Origin of the sequence: Lactobacillus hominis DSM 23910 = CRBIP 24.179, from assembly GCF_000296835.1 — a bacterium.
In the GTDB taxonomy this organism is placed as follows: Bacteria; Bacillota; Bacilli; order Lactobacillales; family Lactobacillaceae; genus Lactobacillus; species Lactobacillus hominis.
Genome location: NZ_CAKE01000010.1, coordinates 62,270 through 86,221, shown reverse-complemented (window position 1 = coordinate 86,221; position 23,952 = coordinate 62,270). Strand labels below are relative to the sequence as shown.

Annotated in this window: 15 protein-coding genes and 1 pseudogene; 7 read left to right on the top strand and 9 right to left on the bottom strand. The window is 34.3% G+C overall.

Annotation, left to right across the window (positions count from 1 at the left end; genetic code table 11):
- Positions 1–33: 33 nt before the first annotated feature.
- The gene (gene ppc / locus BN55_RS04835; RefSeq protein ID WP_008470762.1) at positions 34–2,772 is read left to right on the top strand and encodes a phosphoenolpyruvate carboxylase; all 2,739 of its coding nucleotides are present in this window, start codon (positions 34–36) and stop codon (positions 2,770–2,772) included.
- A gap of 42 nt (positions 2,773–2,814) precedes the next feature.
- On the opposite strand, the gene BN55_RS04830 is transcribed toward ppc, so the two are convergent.
- Complete coding sequence (locus BN55_RS04830; protein ID WP_008470760.1) at positions 2,815–9,102, bottom strand: S8 family serine peptidase; 6,288 nt, start codon at positions 9,100–9,102, stop codon at positions 2,815–2,817.
- Between the two features lie 309 nt (positions 9,103–9,411).
- On the opposite strand from BN55_RS04830, the gene BN55_RS04825 reads away from it, so the two are divergent.
- The gene (locus BN55_RS04825; RefSeq protein WP_008470759.1) at positions 9,412–10,326 is read left to right on the top strand and encodes a peptidylprolyl isomerase; all 915 of its coding nucleotides are present in this window, start codon (positions 9,412–9,414) and stop codon (positions 10,324–10,326) included.
- A 79-nt stretch (positions 10,327–10,405) separates the two neighbouring features.
- On the opposite strand, the gene BN55_RS04820 is transcribed toward BN55_RS04825, so the two are convergent.
- Positions 10,406–11,821 carry a DASS family sodium-coupled anion symporter gene (locus BN55_RS04820; RefSeq protein WP_008470758.1) on the bottom strand — a complete coding sequence of 472 codons (1,416 nt, stop codon included), beginning with the start codon at positions 11,819–11,821 and terminating at the stop codon, positions 10,406–10,408.
- Positions 11,822–11,846: 25 nt separating this feature from the next.
- The gene (locus BN55_RS04815) at positions 11,847–13,658 is read right to left on the bottom strand and encodes an FAD-binding protein (RefSeq protein WP_008470757.1); all 1,812 of its coding nucleotides are present in this window, start codon (positions 13,656–13,658) and stop codon (positions 11,847–11,849) included.
- A gap of 313 nt (positions 13,659–13,971) precedes the next feature.
- On the opposite strand from BN55_RS04815, the gene BN55_RS04810 reads away from it, so the two are divergent.
- Positions 13,972–14,847 carry a LysR family transcriptional regulator gene (locus tag BN55_RS04810; RefSeq protein ID WP_008470756.1) on the top strand — a complete coding sequence of 292 codons (876 nt, stop codon included), beginning with the start codon at positions 13,972–13,974 and terminating at the stop codon, positions 14,845–14,847.
- Here the strand turns inward: BN55_RS04810 and BN55_RS04805 are convergent, their stop codons facing one another.
- A complete protein-coding gene (locus BN55_RS04805; protein ID WP_008470755.1) occupies positions 14,848–16,626 on the bottom strand; it encodes an FAD-binding protein in 1,779 nt (592 codons plus the stop codon).
- Positions 16,627–16,829: 203 nt separating this feature from the next.
- Between BN55_RS04805 and BN55_RS04800 the strand changes: the two genes are divergently transcribed.
- Positions 16,830–17,714 (top strand): LysR family transcriptional regulator, encoded by an 885-nt coding sequence (locus BN55_RS04800; protein WP_008470754.1) that lies wholly within the window; start codon positions 16,830–16,832, stop codon positions 17,712–17,714.
- Between the two features lie 85 nt (positions 17,715–17,799).
- Here the strand turns inward: BN55_RS04800 and BN55_RS04795 are convergent, their stop codons facing one another.
- From BN55_RS04795 to BN55_RS04780, 4 genes are all read right to left on the bottom strand, one after another.
- Entirely contained in the window at positions 17,800–19,128 is a 1,329-nt protein-coding gene (locus BN55_RS04795) for a C1 family peptidase (RefSeq protein WP_008470753.1), read from the bottom strand.
- Positions 19,129–19,306: 178 nt separating this feature from the next.
- Positions 19,307–19,531, bottom strand: coding sequence for a DUF2255 family protein (locus tag BN55_RS10235; protein WP_008470749.1), 225 nt, complete (start codon positions 19,529–19,531; stop codon positions 19,307–19,309).
- 81 nt (positions 19,532–19,612) lie between these two features.
- A complete protein-coding gene (locus BN55_RS04785) occupies positions 19,613–20,653 on the bottom strand; it encodes an alcohol dehydrogenase catalytic domain-containing protein (RefSeq protein ID WP_008470748.1) in 1,041 nt (346 codons plus the stop codon).
- 13 nt (positions 20,654–20,666) lie between these two features.
- Positions 20,667–21,203 carry a flavodoxin family protein gene (locus BN55_RS04780; protein WP_008470747.1) on the bottom strand — a complete coding sequence of 179 codons (537 nt, stop codon included), beginning with the start codon at positions 21,201–21,203 and terminating at the stop codon, positions 20,667–20,669.
- A gap of 127 nt (positions 21,204–21,330) precedes the next feature.
- Here BN55_RS04780 and BN55_RS04775 point away from each other — a divergent pair, with 127 nt between their 5' ends.
- The 3 genes from BN55_RS04775 to BN55_RS04765 all read left to right on the top strand — a co-directional run bounded on the left by BN55_RS04775 (position 21,331) and on the right by BN55_RS04765 (position 23,204).
- Complete coding sequence (locus BN55_RS04775) at positions 21,331–22,200, top strand: LysR family transcriptional regulator (protein WP_008470746.1); 870 nt, start codon at positions 21,331–21,333, stop codon at positions 22,198–22,200.
- 151 nt (positions 22,201–22,351) lie between these two features.
- Positions 22,352–22,789, top strand: a complete 438-nt coding sequence (locus tag BN55_RS04770) for a LytTR family DNA-binding domain-containing protein (RefSeq protein WP_008470745.1) — start codon at positions 22,352–22,354, stop codon at positions 22,787–22,789.
- A 1-nt stretch (position 22,790) separates the two neighbouring features.
- A complete protein-coding gene (locus tag BN55_RS04765; RefSeq protein ID WP_008470744.1) occupies positions 22,791–23,204 on the top strand; it encodes a DUF3021 domain-containing protein in 414 nt (137 codons plus the stop codon).
- 63 nt (positions 23,205–23,267) lie between these two features.
- On the opposite strand, the pseudogene BN55_RS04760 reads toward BN55_RS04765, so the two are convergent.
- Positions 23,268–23,849: pseudogene (locus BN55_RS04760) on the bottom strand (SDR family NAD(P)-dependent oxidoreductase); the annotation flags it as partial.
- Positions 23,850–23,952: the final 103 nt, after the last annotated feature.

Genomic DNA, 23,952 nt, shown 5'->3' with positions numbered 1-23,952 from the left:
GTTATTCATAACTAATATGAAAGGAAATCTATCATGACTTTTACAAAACTAGAAAATAGCAGCGATAAAGCTGTTGTCGCCGAAGAAGTTAAGATTCTGACTAATTTACTTAATGAGTCAACTTCTCAATTAATTGGTGAAAACGAATTTGATAAAATTCAAAATCTTATCAAGATTTCGGCTAAAAAAGATTATGATCAATTAAAAAAGCAAATTGCTGCTTTAGATAATCAAGAAATGATCGTCGTAGCACGTTATTTTGCAACTTTGCCTCTTTTAATTAACATATCAGAAGATGTTGAATTAGCCAGCAAAGTGAATTTATTCAATAATACTGATAAAGATTATCTCGGAAAATTAGATGATACAATCGATCTTGTAGCTCAAAAAGACAACGCCAAAAAAATTCTAGAACATGTAAATGTAGTGCCTGTTTTAACCGCTCATCCTACCCAGATTCAAAGAAAAACAGTTCTTGAAATCACTAATCGTATCCACCATCTTTTGCGTTCTTATCGTGAAGTTAAAAACGGCACCATTAATCAAAAACAGTGGAGCCAGCAATTGCGCGCTAACATTGAAATTTTGATGCAAACAGATATTATCCGTGGTCATAAATTAAAAGTTGATAACGAAATTACCAACGTTTTAACTTATTATCCTAAAGCATTAATTCCAGCCATCACCAAATTTACTGCTAGATATAAACAATTAGCTAAGCAGCACAACTTAGACTTAACTTTTGCGACTCCAATTACCATGGGAATGTGGATTGGTGGCGATCGAGATGGAAACCCATTTGTAACAGCTGATACTTTGAGATTGAGTGCAACTTTGCAAAGTCAAGTGATTTTTGAATATTATTTCAAACAGTTAAAGACGCTCTATCGAGCAATTTCTTTATCGACTTCTTACATGGAACCTTCTGCTCAAGTCGAAGAACTTTCAAAGTATTCTAATGACAATTCGCCATTTAGAGTTAATGAACCATATCGTCGTGCCTTTTACTTCATTGAAAGTCGCTTGGCTCACACTGAAAAAGAACTTCTAGGCGTAATAGATAAAAATAATTTCTTAAAAGAGCATGACTTAGAAAATATTGAACAAATTCCTGCTTATTCTAGTCCGCAAGATTTTAAGGGAGATCTTGAAACTATCAAAAATTCCTTACAAGAAGACCATAATCAAGCTATTGTCAAAACTTACTTTACTGAAGTGCTTGATGCAATTGATGTCTTTGGCTTTTATTTAGCAACAATTGACTTGCGTCAAGATTCAAGCGTAAACGAAGCTTGTGTAGCTGAATTACTTAAGAGTGCTGGAATCTGCGATAATTATAGCGACTTAAGCGAAAAAGACAAGATTGATCTTTTGTTAAACGAATTAAATAATGATCCACGTAATCTTCATTCTAATAACCAGCCAAAATCAGAATTATTACAAAAAGAATTAAAGATCTACAAAACTGCACGGCAGCTAAAAGATCGCTTGGGCGATAATGTTATCAAGCAACACATTATTTCTCACACAGAAAGTGTCTCTGACATGCTTGAGCAAGCAATCATGTTAAAAGAATATGATCTACTTGATAATCAAAGTGCTAGCGTGCAAGTTGTGCCGCTATTTGAAACTGTAGAAGATCTACAAAATGCACGCAAAATTATGAGTCAGTATTTAAACTTTGATATTGTTAAAACGTGGCTCGCTTCTCAAAACAACTATCAAGAAATCATGCTTGGTTACTCTGACTCTAATAAAGATGGTGGCTATTTGGCATCGAACTGGAATCTTTACAAAGCCCAAAAAGATTTAACAGCTATCGGCGAAAAACTCGGCGTCAAAATCACCTTTATGCATGGACGTGGCGGAACTGTCGGTCGTGGTGGTGGTCCCTCATATCAAGCAATTACCGCTCAACCATTTAAATCAATCAATGATCGGATCCGGATGACTGAGCAAGGCGAAATTATCCAAAATAAATATGGTAATAAAGATACTGCCTACTACAACCTAGAAATGCTTGCTTCAGCTGCAATTGACCGTATGGTGTCAAAACAAGCTGTTAGTGAAGATGACATCTCAGAATTTCGTTCCTCAATGGATGAAATTGTAGCTGACAGCAATAAAGTTTATCGCAAACTTGTTTTTGAAACTCCAGCATTTCTTAACTACTTCTTCCAAGCAACACCAATTAAAGAAATTTCCAATTTAAATATCGGCTCACGTCCTGCTTCAAGAAAGAAATTAACTGACTTTTCAAGTTTAAGAGCCATCCCATGGGTATTTTCTTGGTCACAAAGTAGAATAATGTTCCCTGGCTGGTTTGGTGTAGGCTCAGCCTTTAAACACTTCATTGATGCGGATCCCAAGAACTTAAAAGAGTTACAAAGAATGTATCAAGGCTGGCCATTCTTCCATGCTTTAATGTCAAATGTTGATATGGTTTTATCTAAGTCAAATATGGAAATTGCCAGACAATATGCTGAACTTTGTGAAGATGAGGAATCTAAACAAGTCTTTGAACCTATTTATCAAGAATGGAAATTAACTAAGAAGGTCATCTTGCAAATTGAGAATCATGATGAATTATTAGCTGATTCCCCATCATTAAAACAAAGCCTGGATTATCGGATGCCATACTTCAATATTTTGAATTATATTCAAATAGAAATGATCAAACGAAATCGTCAAGATGAACTTCAAGGAGTATTCGAAAGCATTATTCCAATTACTATTAACGGCGTGGCTTCTGGCTTGCGTAATTCAGGTTAGAACACGAAAAAAAGATGTTGAAAATTTCAACATCTTTTTTTGCTATCTTTTTAGCTTAGCGTATTGAGCTGGTACCCATTGATTATCATTACCAATCCTATACATTAAGCGACCATTGATTTTCTTTTCTTCGAAAACCTTCCAGTAAGAATTAGTTTTAATATAGCCAGTTAATTTGCCTTTTGAATTCCAAAGTGCAACTTTGTAATTCTTATTATGATGAAGAACTGGTACATAAGCTACTGCATTAAGCTTCTTACCCTTCGCATCTTGTGCTAACTGAATGTAATCTGCTGGCACCCATTGCGCTTGGCTACCTAAACGATAGTATAATTTTCCATTAATTTCTTTCTTAGCAAATATCTTCCAACTAGTATTAGTTGCAATGTATTTACCAGTCAGATGACCATTTTGATCTCTTAAGGCAACCTTCCATTTTGGATTATTGTGAAGAACTGGTACATAACCTTTTGCATTCACCAAAGTTTCCTTAGCAGTATTATTTGCTTGAGAAGTATGGCTATTTGAAGACGTTACTGAGGCTGAAGAACTTGTTTTTTTATTTTCAGAATTAGATTCAGGAGTATCAATATGTACTGGTGGTAAGACAGGTTGAACTACCTTTTCACTTAATCCAACTTTGGCCGCTAAAAGCACAGATTTTGCGTTTTCTAAATCAGCTAACTGAGCCTTTTCATTTACCAAAATTTCATCAGCTGCTTTAGCAGCCTTCAAGAATGCCGCTTTGGATTCAGCAGTATACTTACTTAAATCAAGTTTTTGGGCATCTTCTACTGCTGCTTTTAGATCAGCCTTTGCTTTGATTAATTTAGGATCTTGCTGCGGAGTAACTCCGGTACCTGATTTTTCAGTTAATCCTTTCTTAGCTGCATCTAAAGAATCAGTAACTTTTTGAACTGCATCCAAGTTAGTATTATCATTTGCTAAAATTGTCTTAGCTAATTCAAGCACACTCTTAAATACTTTTTGTGAACCTTCAGTATATTTAGTTAAATCAAGTTTTTCAGCTTCTGCAATCTTGTTTTTCAAATTAGTCTTTGCAGCAACTAAGTTAGGATCAACAGTTGCTTTTTCAACCAAAGCTTGTTCAGCTTGGGTTAATTGTTTTTCAGCTGCTTGTACATCAGTTAAACTGGCATTTGCATTATCTAGCACTGCATTTACTGCCTTAATTGCATCACTCAGTTTTTGAGTAGATTCAGGAGTATATTTAGTTAAATCAAGTTCACTTAACTTTTGAGCATGTTTTCTTAGCTCTTGCTTAGCTTGTTCAACTTTTTGTTTATTTTGATCAACTGGTTGAACAGGTTGTTTTTCTTTCAAATCTTGAACTGCTTTAGTCAATTCTTGAAGTGCTTCTTGAAGCTCAGCAAGTTTAGCATCTTTATTACGTAAAACTTGGGCTGCTTTTTGACGAGCTTGAGCTAAATTTTGTGCAGATTCATGGGTATACTTACCAGATGTTCCTAATTGACGTGCTTCGTCTAACTTAGCTCTTAATTCTCTTCTTGCTTGAGCAAGCTCCTTGCTATCAGAAGCGTTTTCCTTGATCTGAGTTACATCATAAGAAACAGGCTTAGATTCATTGCCATATTTATCAACAGCTTTGAAGTAAACATTACCATTTTTAGTAACAGTTAAGCCCTTTTGATCAAGGTCTTGGTAAGTCTTACCATCAAGACTATATACTACATGAGCATCTTCTTGATCAGTTGTTGCATTTAAACTGACAGATCTATTATCTGAACTTGTTGTAGCAGTAACTGCTGGAGCTGGCAATTCTTGAGCTTTCTTGTAGTAAACTACTAAAGTTTGAACACCTGTTGAATTATCATTATCATCGCTACCTTCAACATTAAAAGTATTCTTACCTTCTTTTAACTCCACTTCATGTTCAAAATGTTTCTTGTATGGCTTACTAGAATTGTAGTCAACATCTGCGTATGAAGATGCAATATTGTTTCCATTCACTTTTAAACTATAGTATGCATAATCATCAGTAAATTCACCACTAATAGTATATTTATCTTTTGTAGTGTAAATTGGCTTGTAAGTGCCATCTTCAAGTTTTTCTGCATCTAAGGTTAAAGTAGGACTATTTGCGTCAACATAGAAAGTCAATCTTTCTTGAACAACTTGTGAAACGGTTGTATCGCCAATTATGACTGGGAATACTTTAGAACCATGTTTTCCTAGATCAAGTTTAACAGTAAATGAACCATCTGATTTAACGCGAACGTCTTTACCGCCAATTATTAATGTTGTAGTTGGACGCTTAACCTTACCAGTTAAAGTCAAGACACCTGTTTTAGCATCATAATTTGGTGTTTGGTCATTTACTGACATCGTACCAAACTTTACACCATCATTGAACGTTACATCTGATGATGCCACTTCGGTTTTTCCGCGATTGCTTGATTTAACAACTTGTTTTACTGAAGATTTATTACCATCGCTATCAGCAACAGTTACACTAATATTATTTTCACCAAATGAAACAGGTACATCTACTGAAAATGTATGATCCGCATTTAAAGTAGCCTTATTGGATTTGCCACCTGCTGTAACTGTCACAGAAGCGGTGTCATCGCTAACCTTACCTGAAAGTGTAACCTTATCTTCAGAACTTTGAGCTAATTTTGGTTCTTTTTCGCTATCTGCAGAATAAGTTTGCTCACCGTCAACACTTAAACTTTCAACTTTAGCTGGAAGAACACTCACTCTTGCCTTTTTAGTGGTGATTAATGTTTCATGTTCAGAATCAGTATAGAATTTAACAGTCGTTGTATAATCTGCTTCCTCTACTGGTAATAAAGCTCTAAATGTACCATCTGCTTGATCGTATTCAACTTTTAGCTCATGTTCTTTACCTTGGCTATCAGTGTAAGTGGCATATGGTTGATCTGGATAATTGCCAACAAGCTCATAAACTCCATCAACTGCATCATAATTCTTAGAAAGAGAAGTAATTTTTACTGGGAAACCACCATTTGCAAATACCAAGCTATATTCAGCTGAACCTGGCTTTTGACTATAGGCTGACGTAGTTCCTGCATTTGTAGCATTGTCAAACAGTGCAACTGCAATACTATTTTTACCTGGGGCAAGTTTTGCCACTTGTGCTTGTTTTAATGGAATTTCTAATTTAGAAAAGCCGTCTTTGGTTTCCCCAGTTTTCTTATAGGTTACACTGTTTGCAATAACGTCATTTACAGCTGTATTTGCTGCACCATCTAATCCTGAAAGATCATCTTTAGCTTCAACAGCCATGAAGTATTGACGCTTGCCTTGTTTATCTTTATGAGAAACAAGTCTTGCTTTTCTAACATCTGGTTTAGTGCTATCAACAACCATATTAATATCATAATGCTGAGTTTTCTTAGTTCCATCAACTGTACCTTCAATACGGTAAACGTAATTTCCGTCAGCAACTGTCTCGGTTTTATTAGTTTGTTGATTGAAATAAGTACCATCCCATGATGGAGCATATGAAAATCTATGATATCTTTGGGCACTTGGCGACCAATAAGATTTAGTGACATTATTTAAAGTAGCCAAAGTATTAATTACATGACCATCTTTATCCAAGATTTTTGCTTGAACATTATTTGCATTTCTAAATAAGAAATATTGTGGCTTAAGCCATGTGATTGAAGCCTTGGGATCAGTAGAAAACGCAATTGCTTTTTCATTAACACGTAATTTACCAGAATCATCGCGATATAAACCAGCATATCCTTGAGAACCAGACGCATTACCCGCACTTACGATCGTTCCTAGATTTTTATTTACAGGATCAAAAGTTAAACCATTTAATTTATCAAAAATTTCTGGTTGCGACCAATCACCATAAAATCCCATATATGGAATACGTAATTGTGAATCATCTGATCCTTTGAAAGTTAAGAAGCCTTCAACATATTGATTTAAGGCAAAGTTATCTGGCAAATTCAAAGTGAAACTTACTTGCTTAGTTGAATTTGGCGCAACAACAATCTTACCATTTGCTTCAACAGATGCACCTTCAATTTTCTTTTCATATAAGGTAGCTGATGCATCATTTGCAGAGGTATAAACATCAGCAAACTTACCATCTTCTAATAAAGAATAAGTCAATGCTTTATTAGTTCGATTAGTAAATTTCAAAGTAAATTGATGTTTCTTGTCATTAAAATCTTTTAATTCAACGCCAGGATAATCATTTTCTCCGGAAACAGTAGAAGGATTATGTTGTAATGCTTGAATTGCAGCTTCTACATCTACCAATCCAGCACCTTGACGACGTGGAGATTCAATTACTGAATCATGCGACACATCAGGCACAATAGCTGCTGTATTCATCTCAAGATTCTTAATGAAAGCAGTTCTTTCGGTATTGGACATCTTTTGATAAAGACCATAGAACTTATTAGTCTTATCATTCATTGCTTGAACTAACAACGCTTGAGAACCTGCAATAAATGGCGAAGCCATGGAAGTTCCTGACATATTTACATAGCTATTATTATTTTGAAGTGACCAAATATTTCCTCCAGGAGCTGTAATATCTGGCTTAAATGCTAAGTTTGATGCTGGACCATATGAGGTAAAGTCGGACATTAAATCTTTTTCGCGAGCAACGTTTGTTAATGGTTGAACAACAATACTTACTTGAAGTGCTTGATCTGGATGAGCTTCAATATATTCTACTAATTTATTACCAGCTTCAGTTGACAATCCCGCAGTTGGAAAACCATCAGTATATGCTACTGAAGTTAATGGTGTATTGCCACCAGCATTATTTACAATAATTAAGCCAGCAGCACCTGCTGCTTGAGCATTAGCCTGCTTTTGTGTAAAAGCAATCTCTCCACGAGCGACAACGGCAATTTTTCCCTTAACATCACTACTGTATTGATCTGGGGTACCTACTCCTAACTTACCATCTTTGTCTTTAACCAAATAAAATTCTTTATTATCAAACGCTGATAAATCAGTTCCACCTGAAAGTTGAGTTACTACAGGACCTGCGATCGTTTTTCCTGCTGCAGAAATGGTAATTCCATCTGTAGTGACGTTAGTATTTTCAGCCGACGCAACAGTAGTTGCACTTCTACTTGTACCGGGACTTCCGATAGTTTCCATATCAGGATTCCCATAGTAATCTTTGTTAGTACCATCTTGATCAGAAGTGGAAGTTCCGGAGTTACCAGCAGAAATAACAGCAGATGTTCCACTTTTAACTGCTTTTTCAACAGCAGCTATTTCTGGATCATCTTCAGTTTGTTGACCAGAAACAGAACCTAATGACATGTTTAAAACGTCTGCTCCCAATTTTGCTGAGTCATCGATTGCCCCAATAACACTAGTTGAGTCTGTAGTTGAAGAACTATCTGAATTAGAAAATGCCTTCATTGCAAGCAATTGTGCTTCTGGAGCAACACCAACAACAGAATTAGCAGGATCTTTTCCAGTACCATTAGCAGCAACTATTCCTGCAACGTGCATTCCATGCTGTTCTTTGCCGTCATCAGTAATGATATCGTTGTTATCTGAATAATTATGACCAAATGGAACTTTACTAGTAAAGTAACGACCATAACCACTATTTTCGGTAAATGCATCAATATCTTTTGCTGTTAATTTAACTTTCGATTCATCGCTAAGTCTCAAATCTTTATGGTTAGGATCAATTCCAGTATCGATAATTGAAACAACGGTTCCTTGACCCTTATATTGATAATTCGACCAAACAGTTGAAACATTTGCCATATTATCAGCAGAAGCATCCGTCGCAAAGTAAACTTTAGCTAAAGTAACTGACTTTACTCCTGGTAAGGCTCTAAGTTTCTGAATATCTTTAACTTTAACCTTAGTTGAGAAACCATTTACTACATAACCATAACTTTTTCCAATTGCTTGATTAGTAATAGCTTGAACTTGGTTTTTAATACTATTTTGAGCGGCAATTACCCGATTAGTAGCCTGTTCGATTTCAGCTGTACTAGCAGTTTCAGGATTAATTGAGCCATTTTCTGATGCAGGAGCTGCAGATAATTGGACAATAACTTCTACATAGACATCCTTTTGTTCCTGTGGAGTCAATTTTTCAAACTTAACCCCATTTGCAGCTAATTGCGCTTCAATCGCTTTTGAAGTCAACCCAGTTGTTGTGTGACTAAGCGCATTTTTAGCAGTTGACGCAGAATTTTTCGTTTGGCTATCAATGGTCGCTTTAACCTGCTGTTCTAAACTTGGAAAAACTTGCGCACTTGCTAGAACTGCTACACTTAGCAAGAGACTAGCATATTTTTTACTCTTCTTTTTCATTCATAAACCTCCTTAGTAGAATAAAAAATTGTTGAAAGGAACGTTACTTAATCGATTAATTAAAATTAACATAAAGTTTTTATTAATTTTAATTAAACATTATACTGATATTATTATTTTTTACAATATATTTTTTAAAATGTGTAAAAATATTTTTCAAGAGATAAAAACTGGTATTAAGCTAACAATTAATAAAAAGTTATAATTATATAAATATTAAAATATTTGTATTTTTTATTAATAGCTGGTAAATTATTAAAATAATACATAGTCTAATATTAATTTAATTTTTGCTTTTGGAGGTTTTTAATGAAAAAGAAGTATAAATTAAGTGTCCTAGCGCTAATAAGTATTAGCTTACTAGGCGTTGGGGTAAGTGGATGTTCTAATAATTCCGAAGTTGCTCAATATGGAAATAATAAAAAAATTACTCAACAAGATTTTTATAATGAATTAAAGCAAAATCCAGCTAGTAAGACAGTCCTCGCCAACATGCTAATTTATGATGCTCTAAAAGAAGCTTATGGTAATAAAGTTAATCAAGCTGAAATAAATAAAACTTATGACGCTTATAAAAATCAATACGGAGTTCAATTTAATGCTTTTTTAGAAAATAATAATTATACTCGTAAATCATTTAAGCAATTAATAGAGATAAATTATCTAAGCAAAGCTGCTTTAAAAGCTCAAATGAAGCCTACGCAAGCACAATTAAAAGCAGAATGGAAAAACTACCAACCAAAAATTACTGTCCAGCATATCTTAACCACTAAAGCTGAAACTGCTAACGAAGTGGTTTCTAAATTAGACGCTGGCGCAAGCTTTGATTCATTGGCTAATGAGTATTCTGTTGATAATACCACTAGTACAAAAGGCGGTAAGCTTGCACCTTTTAACATGACTGACAAAAAGTATGATACCGCCTTTAAAAAAGCAGCTTACAAACTTAAAGACGGTGAGTACACTTCTCAACCTGTTCAAGTTACAACTGGATACGAAATCATAAAAATGATTAAACATCCTGCCAAAGGTAGTTTTTCTGCAAACAAAAAAGCTCTTACACAAGAGCTTTATGATAAATGGGCCAATAACTCTACTATCATGCAGAATGTAATTAGCCAAGTTTTAAAAGATCAAAAGGTTGAAATTAAAGATAAAGACCTTAAATCAGCTCTTGATCAATATAAGGGTAAAACAAATTCAGCTAATAAAATCACTAAGTAAATAAACAAAAAAAGCTTGTCAATCAATGCTATTTTTACAAACATTGATTAACAAGCTTTTTCAATTGCTAATCTTCTTTCTACCAATATCCAATAATCTTAGTCCAAAGCAATCCGCCACCAAGCCAGATTACATTTAGAACTACACCAATAACTGCACTTAATATCCACCAATCCTTATTAGATACATAGCCGGTTGTTGATAGTAAAGCAGCAGGCCCAGCAGAATAAGTTGAAGTTGACAAATATAGTGAACCATCAAAGGCCAACATCATAGCAGCCATAATTGGTGGCATCCCTACCCCTAAGGCAATTGACAAGAAACCAGCATATAAAGCTGAAATTTGCGTAGACACGCTCGGAAACAAATAGTGTAAGTAGAAGTAAACTAACCATAAAATTACTAATACCCAGATCCAGTTAACTCCATGAAGCATTGAACCTAAAGTCTTTGAGAACCATGGGAAGAATCCCAAGGTCATTAACTTTTGAGACATTAGCATAATGATAGAGAGCCAAGTTAAGATATTCCAAGCAAAACTTTCTTTTAATAAATCCTTAGTGTTAATTACGCCTGTTAGCAATAAAAGTCCCACTGCAATAAAACTTACTTCTGTTGCATCAATTCCAATATGCGAACCAACTAACCAAAGAACAATAGCTAAAATAAATACAAATGACATAATCTTTTCAGCAGCTGTCATTTTACCCATTTTTTCAAGGTTCTTTTCTGCCCAATCATGAGCATTAGGAGTTTCCTTAACTTGAGGTGGATATATCTTATATAAAATAAAAGGAACCAATAGCAATGAAATAGCACCCGGAACTATAGCCGCTAGAAACCACTGCATCCAAGAGACAGTCACACCTTGCGTTTTGGCTAAGCCTAAGGCAACCATATTTCCTGCAAGCCCTGTCAGAAACATTGTTGATGTTACAATATTAATTTCATATTCATTGAATACTAAGAAAGAGCCCAGTTTTTTTTGAGTGCCTTTCTTAGGATCTGAACCCATTTCTCTGGAAAGGCTATCAATGATTGGATACATAATACCATTTACACGTGCATTATTACTTGGAATTCCGATCGCAAGAATAGTTTCAACCATTGACAAAGCGTAGGCTAAGCCCAAGGTCTTTTTACCAAAAGTTTTTACAACTATATAAGCTATTCTTCTACCTAAACCAGATTTAATAAATCCAGCTGCCATGAACATACACATTGCAACCATCCATGCTGTTGAATTACCAAAGCCAGCACAAACTTCCTTCATCTTAAAAATTCCAGTTAAAGTAGCAACAATAATTGCAATTAACGTTGTAGCCATCATAGGTAAAGGCTTAGTAACACACGCAATAATTGTTGCAATAAAAATTGCAAATAAATGCCATGCTGCAACACTGATGTCTGCTGGCTTTAACGGAGTCAATAGCCAAAGAATAATTCCCAAGGCTAATGGTAGAATCCATTTTTTCCATTCAAATTTATCTAGCATTTTTCTACTCCCTATAAATCGAATTTTATTTTGTTTTCTTAATCGCTTTATTTACCGCTTCTTCAACGGCTCTAGTTGTAGTTGATGCTCCTGAAACTGCATCAATATTTGTGGAATTGGCTTGTACAATTTTTTGTGGTAGTTCTTTAACTGCTACTGCACCAATTCCTTCAGTTTCATGATTCTCTAAAACTTCAACTTTTTTAATAGTTCTATCTTTATAAGTAACTCGAACAACAATTTTGCCACCAATTCCCGCTTCAGTGGATGCGATATATTGATCTGGTCCTACTTCAATATTGTCCATCCTTTCTCCATCAGCTAAATCATTAATCTTTGGAATAGGATTATCAATTTCAACTGGATCAGTAGGATCTTCTTGAGAAACATTTTCTCCAGCGATCTTTCCAAAAATTAAACATTCAGCTAAATTACCACCACCTTGATATCTATTAACACACATTCCTCCGAGTTCGCCAGCACTATATAAATGTGAAATTGGCTTAGATTCCACATTAAGAATGCGAGCTTTTTCGTCATGTTCTGGGCCACCTTGAGTATTCAAAACTGCTGGTGACAATTTAATTGCATATAATTTTCCATGATCTAATGGCATCATTGAGTCTGCTGCACGATCAAATTTAATATCTTTTCCCTTCTTGGCAAATTCATTAAATTCACTAATAGTATTCAGTAAATTGTTTGCAGGTATATGCATCTTTTCTGCAAGTTCTTCGGCATTGTCAGCTGAAATTACTTTCTCAAAGAAATTAACATACTTAAGTTTTCCTTGCTTCTTTTCTTCAACAAATTTTTGATATTGTTTTTGATCAAAAACTAACCATGCGTTATCGAAAGCGTGTGGTAAAAGATAATCTCCATGATCATAAATATGACCGTGACGAAACTTAGCATCTTCTTTCATAAAGCGAGTACCATCATCAGCAACTGCAAAAATAGAACCCGATTTAACATTCTTCCAGCCGCTAATTTGACGTCCACGCTGATTATCCTCTTCAGCAATCACATAGCTGGGCACAATTCCTAATGATTCATAATTGCTCATATGCCACATCTTTGCACCGACTTCTTGAGCCATATTAATACCATCGCCACGATTATAGAGAGTACCTAATGGCGTTAATTTAGTTACATGAAGATAATCTTGTTGCATTTGCGCATTATTTTCAAAACCACCAGTTGCTAAAACAACTCCTCTATCAGCATGAATGTAATATTTCTTATGATTGCGGTCAACAACTGCCCCAATCACTTGTTTTGTATCTTCATTTTGAATCAGTTTTAGAGCTCGAGAATTTAACCAAACGTCAATATTATCTTTTCTGTCTAAAACATTTTTTCTAATCACTTTCCATAATCCTGCATCAAAATCACGATTATGAACTAATGCAAAATCAAATGTGTCTGACCCATTAAACTCAGGATATTCACAAAGATGAGACTTATTTGCTAAATGGTCTCCCGGTTGATAATCCTTGGACCAAATAAATGGTTCTGTATCCAAATATTTTTCAAAATAATCTGGCATATCAACAAAGCCATTTAAATAAGTATTCATTGTTTTGTCTGAGAAATCATATGGTTCAGCAAGTTCACGGTAATATTCTGTAATTTTTTCTTTATCATGCGCCATCGCCACATGCTGAGCAGAATAACGCGTATTACCACCCTCATGTCCATATGGGGCTGCATCTACTAATAACACATTTGCTCCATTATCACTTGCAAAACGCGCGGCAGTTCCGCCTGCTCCACCAAAGCCTAATACTATGACATCATAATTTCCATTCCATTTAAAATTCTTCTCTGCGTTCATTTTTAATCTTCCTCATTAGACTAAATCAATAAATTGTATTTTCTGGAATATAAATATCATCTCAATTCTGATTATGCAAGCCCAAAAATGTAAGCGCTTGTTCACAAGCAATTATCAATTACTTACGCATTAAGGGATTGGGCTTGTGATAGTAGATTTTAAATTCTTCAAAAAACAAATGATCAATTTAATCAATATAAATTAGTAATCTATCAATAAATTGTATTTATGCTTTTTCTTGTTTTTACAATAAATAATAAGTTAGTATTAAATAGAATTATATTTACACACTTATTAAAAACAGGAAAACATTATGGAAATAAAAGATCTTAAATACTTTAAGAAACTAGTTGAAACCAAAAGCTATATTTCAACTGCTAAATACTTTCAAGTAACTCAACCTGCAATTAGTGCTATGATTAAAAGATTAGAGAAAGAAATTGGCACTAAACTGGTTAAACAATCTAACAGTCGCGCGCAATTAGTAATCACTCCTGCTGGTATAGTTACATATCGTCAAAGTAAAAAAATTCTGCAAATTGAAAAATCAATTTTAATTGAAGCAAACCGTGCTAATCAAAACAATTTCAGAGTAGGTTATTCTGAATTAGCAGGAAGATCTTGGCTTCCTTCGGTCATTACTCAATTAAATCAAGGTCATTTATTGGCTTTTATTGAAACACACCAGGATAATTCTCATTCATTAGAACAACATCTTAGAGATGGACGATATGACGCAATTGTATTTTCTCGTCTTGGTGACGAAAAAATGCCTGGTATCAAGATTACCGATTTTGCTAAATATCAATATGAATTAATTGTTCCTAGTAATAGTGAGCTTGCAAAAAAGTCAGAAATTGATCTTTTTCAAATTCAAAATATTCCCTTAATTATGAGGCATCAGCGTTTTTTATCAAGAATAGCTCTTGATAGAATAATGTCTAAAACAGGTTTTAAACCTAAAAAGAAATTAATTGTCGATAGCATAGATGCTACCGCCAAATTAATTAGTAGTGGTATGGGAGTAGGATATTTGATGAATGTTGCCGTCAATAATCTCCCGAATGTAACTGCCGTTCCATTACTTCCTAGTCAGCGGGTTTATTGCTACTCAAGCCTTGGAATCCGTGATGATTTTATTCCCAATAGGATCCAACAAAGATGTCTTGATATTTTATTGAATAAATAATTACTTAATATTAGAAATTGCTTGCGCAACTGCATCTTTAAATGCAGAACTAGTTGTTGTAGCTCCAGATATGGCATCAACATCTGCAGATTGTTTACATAAAACTTCTTTTACTAGCTTAGGAATTGCTTTTCCACCTATAGAAGGTGATTCTTTTTCTTGTAAAACTTCAACGTTGCTTATCTTGTTACCATCTTTAGTAACGCGAACAACTAATGCAGTATCACTAATTCCATTTTCACTCATACCAATTCCTTGATTTTCTTCAGCGGTAAAGTTAGTGATCTCTGTGCGTGCATCTGATTTTAATTCAGGAACTTTAGAAGCACCTGTAACAGCATCAAGTTCTACAGTTTTTGGTTTTGGCAATGCTGCATTTTCTCCTGATATTTTTCCAGAAATTAACAAATCAGCAATACTATTAGCCCCAATATATTTAGTTGCGAAGATATCCCCTAATTCTCCAGCTTCATACAAATGCGGAATTGGATTACCTTCGAGATCAATTACTTCGCATTTTTCATTTCTTTTTGCTCCACCATGAGTATGTAAAATGTTATGTCGAACTGGAATGGCATAATATGGACCTTCACTAAATGATCTCATTGTTTCAATTTTCCGATTCAAGAACATATCTCGTTTTACATCATCAGTTAAGAAGTTAAAATCAGCGACTGCTTCACTCAATTTAGGTGCATTAATTTTTTCAGCAAGTTCAGAAATCGTATCTGCTTTGATAGCATAGGAAATCAACTCCTTAATTTGAGCTGCTTTTGCTGATTGATCATTCTTTAGCTGATTATACTGACGTTGATCCATCACTATATGAGGGTGATTTTGATTAGGAATCATAATCCAATTACCATGGTTATATTTATATCCATGTCTATCTTCTTCGTCTTCACGGAAATAACGTGTACCATCATCACTAGCGATAAAAATACTGCCATTAAACAAGCTCTTCCAGTTAATCATATAAGCAAACTTTTCATGTGGTTGATCTTGTCTTAACGATAATCCATGAGAATCATAATTCGACATATGCCATAGACGAGCACCAACTTCAACTGCAAGATCAATTCCTTTACCTTGGTTATACAAAGTCCCAATTGGAGCTAGAGAGCCTTGACCTAAAAAATTTTGTACCATTTCAGGATTGTTTTCAAAGCCACCACAACTTAAAACAATTCCGTTTCTTGCAGCAACATTTCTAATTTGATTTTTACGTTTTACTTGAACACCTAAAACAGTTTTATTATTTGCATCTTGAACTAGATGAATTGCTGGGGATTCAAACCAAATATTTATTTTATCTAGACGCTCAAATACTTTTTTTCTTAATAACTTCCAAAATCCACCATTGTACATTCCTTGAGTCATGCTTTGTGACTGCATAGCATCCGCATCTTTATATTCAGGATATTCTCCATTTGGTCGACGCCCAGTTGCTTTAGCATCAATACCAAAATATTTTTTTGAATATTCTTTCATTTTAAGAACATTCTCAACAAATGTATCTAAATCTTTAGAATCATAATTGAAAGGATAATATGTCTGTCTGTAATAATTCCGCAATTTTTCAAAATTATTTCCCCAAGCGAAAGCCCCACCAGAATAACGTGTATTTCCTCCTTCGCTACCTTCTGGGGCAGAATCCAAAAGTAAGACATTTGCACCATTGTCAGCAGCAAATCTAGCAGCACTTGCTCCTGCTCCGCCAAATCCAACTACAATCACATCATAAACTGCATCCCATTTTATTGATGAATTGTAAATCATAATTGTCACTCTTTTCTATTTCATATTCCATAAATGAAATATATCGCTTTCATAAATTGAAATCTAATTAATTTTTGCATTCTTGTTTTTAGTATTTACCTAGATAATTCTTTTTATATCAACATCCATCAACATTATTTCAAAAAGAGTTATAATTAAAAAAGATATACTTATAAATTAACTTTATAATTAATGGATTAATAATGAACGAAAAAGATCTTTTATATTTTTGCACTCTTGTAAAAACAGGTAGCTATACCGAGACAGCAAATAAATTTGATGTTACTCAACCCACGATTTCAATGGCAATAAAACGGTTATCAAATGAATTTAATGACCCTTTGATAACTCAAAATAATCGAAAAAGTAATCTAAAGTTAACTGTAGCTGGGGAGTTACTTTATAAGAAAGCTAATTTTCTACTAAAGGAAATTGAAAGCATTTCTTATGACGTAAAGCATGCAAGTGATGATAAAATCAGACTGGCCTTTTCAGGAGAAGCTGGTAGTATCTATATCCCAGATATTATTCAAAAATTTTTTCAAGCAGGAATTTCCTCAATGCTTGAAACTCGACTAGAGAGATCGGCAGATGCTTTCTCCAGTTTAACCAATGGTGATGTTGATGTGGCTATTTATTCTTGGATGGTCCCAATAAATGATCCTGATTACTTTATACGTAATCTTGAAAAAACCGAACTAGTCATTATTACTGGATTCGATGATCCTTGGAACAAAAAGAAGGCTGTTTCTGCTTTTGAACTAAAAAACAGAAGTTTTATTGCAAGAAAAAAGGGTTATTTAACTAGAGAATGCCTAGATCAAGAAGCAAAACTTGGGCAATTTAGTCCTAAAATCATTTACACTGCTGACACAATGAGAATGATGATTGATTTAGTTGAACGAAATGTTGGAATTGCTTTAGCAATGGAGAGTAGTATTCGCAGCACTGATAATGTTCATATTATTCGTTTAGTAAATGGGCAGAAATTATATGCCTACATGCAAATTGCTATGCGTAAAAGTTTTATTCCAAATGTTTATCAAAGAAAAGGAATCAAAATTCTTCGTCATTTTCATGAAAAATAAGAATTATAAATTTTATAAACAAAAAGCTGCTGATATTGAAATCAACAGCTTTTTATTTATTTGATTCTATAAAATTATTTTGCCATTAAAATAAAGTATCCCAAGGCTCAACTTTAATTGGCTTAGTCTTAAGTACATCACGTACTTCTTGAGGCAAGTACTTCTTATTTGCGACAACTTGGAAGCAATACTTTTCAAACCAAGATTGCGTCATTGTCATATAGCCAGCTTGACCTACTTTTTCGCCCCAAGAATTTTCAATTTTCCAGCGATCAGGCTTACCATTGACTAAATTAACGCCAGTAATTGCCATACAATGACTTGCACTACCTTGACGCGTAGCTAAACGCTGGCCTTTATCCATTTCATAATCTAGGCCAATTAATTCTGCCTGGCGATAAAGCTTATCATCAAGCCAGCCACGCGTACGCGCATCGGAATCAGTACCGACATCACAGCCGAACCACACAATATGACCATCTTTTAACTGATCAATAATTGCTTGTTGCAAATATTTAAAATCTACATTCACATATTCAGTTTGATAGCTGCCGGCAACATTATCTTGCATTTCATTCCAGTAAACATGGTTATATTCATGATCAGGATAATCAACTAATTCAACAAATTCATTTAAATCAGTGTCAAAGTAATTATCTAAAAATTCTTTTGGCTTCAAACCTAAAAATTGCTTAACTTCACCCTTATCATCTTTAAATTCAAGGTCAAATTGCTTAGGTGGCTCACCAAAAGCTAACACGCACAAACGATAAATATCGCTCAACATTTCTTGACGACGATTTTCAACTTCAGCTTCAGACTTACCTGCTCTGATCATTTCACGCAATTCCAAAGCATATTTACGTTGTAAACTTGCATTAATTTCATCAAATTCATGAGTGTTTTTCGTATTATAAGTGTCTGGCATTACATAGTTAGGTACAACACCATAGGTTTCAATAATAGCAGCTGCATTGTCCCACTCACCACCATCGTCCATAGCGTAACTAAGATATGCTTGCACGTGTCTATCTTCTAAATCTTCATTAGCCGTGCGCACAATTCTTTGTAAAAACAAATTTGCACGACCCAAACGATCCCAGAAAAAGTTATAATTTTGTGAAAGTTCAAAATCTTTAAAATTATACTTTTGAGCAAATTCTTGACGCAAAACATTTAATGCGGCAAATAACCAACAACGTCCACTTTGTCTTTGATTACCGACTTTCCCAGTTGGAACTTCAATTGAAAAAGTCATATTATTGCGCTTGCTGGCTTCTTGATCTTCACTGCTAGATAAAAAGCCATTTTTAGCAATAGTTCTACCTACAATTTCTGCGGTTTTATCTGCTTTTAAGTCCTTTTCAAATTTTTTTAGTAAGTCAGGCGTAATTTCTTTTCCTTGATTTTTCATCTATTGTCTCCTATTTAATTATTATAAAAATTTTAATTTTATTATTATTTAAAATTATACCTAACTAAAGTCAAAGAAAAAAGACTCGCAATTTGCGAATCTTTATTGCTACTTCCTTACTAAAGCTACTGTTGCTTTTGCAACTGGATTTGACACCATTAAGTCAATTGGATACTGATCATGATATTTTTTTATTAAAAGCTTCGGTAACATCCTCAATTATTTCTACGTTATTAACTGCTTGGTATTCCACTTCAAACTTTTGACCAGCAACTTCAATTTGACCGCCATTTTTAACTCCAGCTTGATACCATTTAGTATCCTTAACGCCTTTTGCGCCGCGAATAAATACCTGATTATCAACAGTTACTTCCCAGACAGGATTGTCTTCTTCAAAAGTCATCTTATCATCATTATAAGGACGATTTTGTAAAGTTTGAGCCTGATCATTTCTTCATTTGTCCAATTATTCATTTTATTCTCCTTAATCTCTAACCTTGATATATGACTTGATCACCTTGCGATCAACCATATCTTGGTATGCTTCATTAATTTGATCTAAATCATATGTCTTAGTAAAAACCTTACCTGGATTAATCTTGCCGTCTAAGACAGCCTTAAGTAAAATTTCTTTATCATAAGTTGTCACAGATGCAGGTCCGCCAGCAACGCTCATGTTTTTATAAAAAATTAAACCTGGGTTCAATTCTGCTCCATGTGGTAAACCAACACGGCCAACAATCGCGCCAGGACGACCTACCTGGATAGCTTCTTTATTTGACAATTTACTACCAACGCATTCTAAGACTGCATCAGCACCGCCACGCGTAATATTAATTAGGTTTTGAATTCCTTCTTCATCACGCTGCGCCACATTATCGGTCGCACCAAATTCACGCGCTATCTTTTCCCGGTCTGGATGCCGACTAGTAGAAACGATTTGTTTAGCTCCGCGTAACTTAGCAGCAATAATTGCAGATAATCCCACAGCACCATCACCTAAAACGATAACACTGTCACCTGGTCTTACATTTGCAACTCTAGCTGCATGATATCCGGTTGCCATTACATCTGCTAAAGCTAAGAATGACTTAAGCATCCCTTCGCTGTAATCCTCAGGTTTTCCAGGAATCTTAACTAATGACCATTGTGCATGCTGAAAGCGAACATACTCTGCTTGATAGCCGACCGAGAAATTTTCGCCTAAACCATGACTCATGCATACACCATCAAATCCGGCCAAACAAGCGCGACAATGCCCACATCCATGAGTAAATGGTGCAATTACGAAATCGCCTTTCTTTACAGTAGTAATATCTTTGCCTACTTCTTCAATCACACCAATAATTTCGTGACCATCATTTTCATGACCTTGTTCTTCTAAACCACGGTATGCCCACAAATCTGAACCACAAACGCAAGTCCGAAGAACTTTAATGATAACATCGTCATCTTCTTCAATTTTGGGCATTGGTTTATCAACAATCTTCATTTCGCCCGCTTTAACAAATTCAGCGTATTTCATTAATCTAATCCTCCTACTTAATACTCCTACCTAATTTATAAGCTTTTTGAGTAAATTTTGCTAATTTTTGATCATTCCACGAATCATCCGCATAAATTTCATCAATCATTTGCCAACGCATATAATTACTCAATTTATGTATATGTAACTTTACTGCATCCATATCTTCCTGAGCCCCATAACCAGCCATCATGAAGACCATCTTTTTATCTTTTAATTCATGATTATAGTCATAGAATCGATCAATAACAGTTTTAAGTTGAGCATTCAAGCCGAAATAATAAAGTGATGATACTAGAACAACAATGTCAGCTTCTAATAATTTAGGGATTACTTCTTTTTCTACTAAATCATTATCTGGAATTCCAACTTCCATCCCTGGTGCGTGTTCAAGTTGTAAAAAATGTGGCTGACTTTCACTTTGCAAACCCGCATCATAGCGATAAACTTCGTTTCCAGCTTCCTTTATTCCTTTTTCAAAATTGTCTGCTAATTTTTGAGAGGCGCCCTCAAAGTGAGGACTTCCTGTTAAAATTACTACTCTAGCCATAAGTCATTCTTCTTTCACTATTTCTAACTTCAATTTTCATAAATGATTATACGAAGAAGAAATACTCTTGAAAATTCATATTTTTTCATGCTAGGATAAATTAGATTTATTGTCACGAGGTAGAAATATGATTGAAAATTACTTACTGGAAGAATTAGTCACATTTGCTAAATATGGCACCGTCGCTAAAACCGCAGAAGTTCTTGGTTTAACCCAGCCTGCTGTGACACATTCTATGAAAAAGCTCGAAGAAGAACTTGGCGTGAAGCTTTTTATTCGTAAACCTAATAAACTTTATTTAAACGAAACTGGAAAATATACGACACGTGAAGCAAAAAAATTAATCAACGACAATTTAGACTTCACTAAAAAAGTTAAGCAATTTGATAAAGATCAGACTACCCTAGTCGTCGGCTTCAATGCCCCAGGACCAGGAATTGTCCTACGATCTTTACATGATAAAAATATTCAGATTAAGAATAATTTAGTTGAAAATAATTTTGAAAAGTTACTAAGTGAACATCAATTAACTTGTGTTTTAATTAACTTTCCAATTGAAGATCGTGATATTACCTCAACTTATCTAGGCACAGAATCAATGTCAGTTAATCTTCCATCTGAATGTAAATTAAACGAAAATAAGGAATTGTCCTTCAAGAAGCTTAAGGGCAAAACTATTTTAAGTCCGTCTCCAATTGGCTTTTGGACCAAGATCTATCATGATGAAATTCCAGATAGTAAGATTATTTTTCAAAATGAATCAACTGAATATAGCGAAATTCTACAATATTCAGTGCTTCCTTTCTTCACCACTAACTTAACTAGCTTAGATTCTCAATGGGGCACCAATTTGCCTAATAATCGAACTGTTCGTCCTTTATCAGATGAAGTAGCCCATCAAAAGTTCTACGCTGTTTATTTAAAGCAAAATAAAAATCGTGTCATGCCTTTAATTGAAAAATTGCAAGACCAATGGAGCAAATACGATCAGAAGTAAGAAAAGATAGTGCATTAACTTAACATGCACTATCTTTTTGTCTAGTCAAAATCAAAACTCCCAACCGATTAATCTTAAAAATTTACCGATAACTACAAAAGCAAGATATCATCATGAACTTTAAATATAATAATCTTGAAAGGAGCTAAAAATGAAATTCAAACTGCTAATTAATCCTCACAAAAACGAAATAGTTGAAGCACAAGTTCATCAAAAAAGTATTTTTACCGATAATTTAGAAAAATTTGTTTTAACTAATGGCAACTCGAATTCAATCATTGGCTATGATGACAAAGACTTAATCATCTTGCAACTAGAAGATATTATTATGATCACGATACTTGATAATAAAATCACTGCAATCTGCATAAATAATAAAAGATACCATCTCCGCAAACGTATTTATCAATTAACTAATGAACTGCCAAATAATTTCTGGCGAATTAATAAATCTTCTATCGTTAATAAAATATACATCGATCGCTTCGAAGAAACAAAAACTGCTGGTGTAAACATTATCATGAAAAACGGCCTCAGCGATTACGTTTCTAGACGCTGCTTTAGTAAGATCCGAAAGGAGCTGAAATAAAATGAAAGAGTTTATTTTTAATTTTACAAAAAGAGGTCTAATTGCTGCTGGTTTTGGACCGCTGATTTTAACCATTTTCTATTATGCTTACTATTTTGCAATTCATTACAATCCAACTTCAGTCCTAGAAATCAATAAAAATATTCTCTCAAGTTTGCTTCTTGCATTCATCGCCGGAGGCATCAGTGCAATCTTTAAAGTAGAGAAGCTATCACTCGGCATTGCAACCCTAATCAACGCAGTAGTAATTTATGTAGATTATATTTTCTTTTATCTATTCAACAATTGGGTTGAGATGAGTTTTACACCATTAATTGTTTTTACAATTTGTTACATAGTTGGTTACGTCATCATTTGGCTATGCATTTACCATCAAGTTAAAGCTCAAATTCAAAAAGTAAATCAGAAATTATAAAAAATATGCGAACTGTTCATCATTAATAGTTCGCATATTTTTGTACATTATTAAATTTCAAAATTAAAAGATTGTTGGCACTAACCCACCATCAAGTCTAAGTGCCTCACCTGAAAATGAAGATGCATATGGACTAGCCACAAAAGTCACAAAACGGCCAATTTCTTCTGGGCGAATAAGTCTTTGAATTTGTGAAAGTGGACGGTGATTCTTCATAAAGTCACTTTCCCATTCTTTTTTTGGAAGATCAAAATCTTTATACATATTATTAATCATTGCTTCAACGCCTTCAGTAAGAGTTGATCCCGGCATGATTGTATTCACAGTCACATGAGTGCCTGCAGTTAATTTAGACAAGCTCTTGGCAATTGATAAGTTCATTGTCTTAGTTAAACTATATTGCGGCATTTCACCAGAGGGCATAATCGCTTCTTCACTAGCAATAAAAATAATTCGACCAAAGTCTTTATCGAGCATCTTTGATAAATAAAACTTAGCTAAGGCATTGCCTGAGTAGACATTTACATCAATAAATTTTTGCCAAGTAGCTTCATCAATATCAAAATAATTCATTGGCTTGAAAATACCCATGTTATTGACCAAAATATCAATATCAGGAAATTTTTTAAATAATTCCTTGCGCTGCTTAGCATCTGAAAGATCATTACGCTTGCTCCTTAATTAATGCCTGTTCTATAGACAATATTAAGTATTTTTACAAGCTATGTTAAATACCCATCATTAATAG

What these genes read in the sequence shown, in the direction of transcription:
- BN55_RS04785 (WP_008470748.1), bottom strand. Translation starts at nt 20,653, where the DNA reads ATGAAATACGCTGAATTTGTTAAAGCGGGCGAAATGAAGATTGTTGAT.
- BN55_RS04825 (WP_008470759.1), top strand. Translation starts at nt 9,412, where the DNA reads ATGAAAAAGAAGTATAAATTAAGTGTCCTAGCGCTAATAAGTATTAGC.
- BN55_RS04820 (WP_008470758.1), bottom strand. Translation starts at nt 11,821, where the DNA reads ATGCTAGATAAATTTGAATGGAAAAAATGGATTCTACCATTAGCCTTG.
- BN55_RS04775 (WP_008470746.1), top strand. Translation starts at nt 21,331, where the DNA reads ATGATTGAAAATTACTTACTGGAAGAATTAGTCACATTTGCTAAATAT.
- BN55_RS04800 (WP_008470754.1), top strand. Translation starts at nt 16,830, where the DNA reads ATGAACGAAAAAGATCTTTTATATTTTTGCACTCTTGTAAAAACAGGT.
- BN55_RS10235 (WP_008470749.1), bottom strand. Translation starts at nt 19,531, where the DNA reads ATGACTTTTGAAGAAGACAATCCTGTCTGGGAAGTAACTGTTGATAAT.
- BN55_RS04780 (WP_008470747.1), bottom strand. Translation starts at nt 21,203, where the DNA reads ATGGCTAGAGTAGTAATTTTAACAGGAAGTCCTCACTTTGAGGGCGCC.
- ppc (WP_008470762.1), top strand. Translation starts at nt 34, where the DNA reads ATGACTTTTACAAAACTAGAAAATAGCAGCGATAAAGCTGTTGTCGCC.
- BN55_RS04810 (WP_008470756.1), top strand. Translation starts at nt 13,972, where the DNA reads ATGGAAATAAAAGATCTTAAATACTTTAAGAAACTAGTTGAAACCAAA.
- BN55_RS04805 (WP_008470755.1), bottom strand. Translation starts at nt 16,626, where the DNA reads ATGATTTACAATTCATCAATAAAATGGGATGCAGTTTATGATGTGATT.
- BN55_RS04765 (WP_008470744.1), top strand. Translation starts at nt 22,791, where the DNA reads ATGAAAGAGTTTATTTTTAATTTTACAAAAAGAGGTCTAATTGCTGCT.
- BN55_RS04815 (WP_008470757.1), bottom strand. Translation starts at nt 13,658, where the DNA reads ATGAACGCAGAGAAGAATTTTAAATGGAATGGAAATTATGATGTCATA.
- BN55_RS04830 (WP_008470760.1), bottom strand. Translation starts at nt 9,102, where the DNA reads ATGAAAAAGAAGAGTAAAAAATATGCTAGTCTCTTGCTAAGTGTAGCA.
- BN55_RS04795 (WP_008470753.1), bottom strand. Translation starts at nt 19,128, where the DNA reads ATGAAAAATCAAGGAAAAGAAATTACGCCTGACTTACTAAAAAAATTT.
- BN55_RS04770 (WP_008470745.1), top strand. Translation starts at nt 22,352, where the DNA reads ATGAAATTCAAACTGCTAATTAATCCTCACAAAAACGAAATAGTTGAA.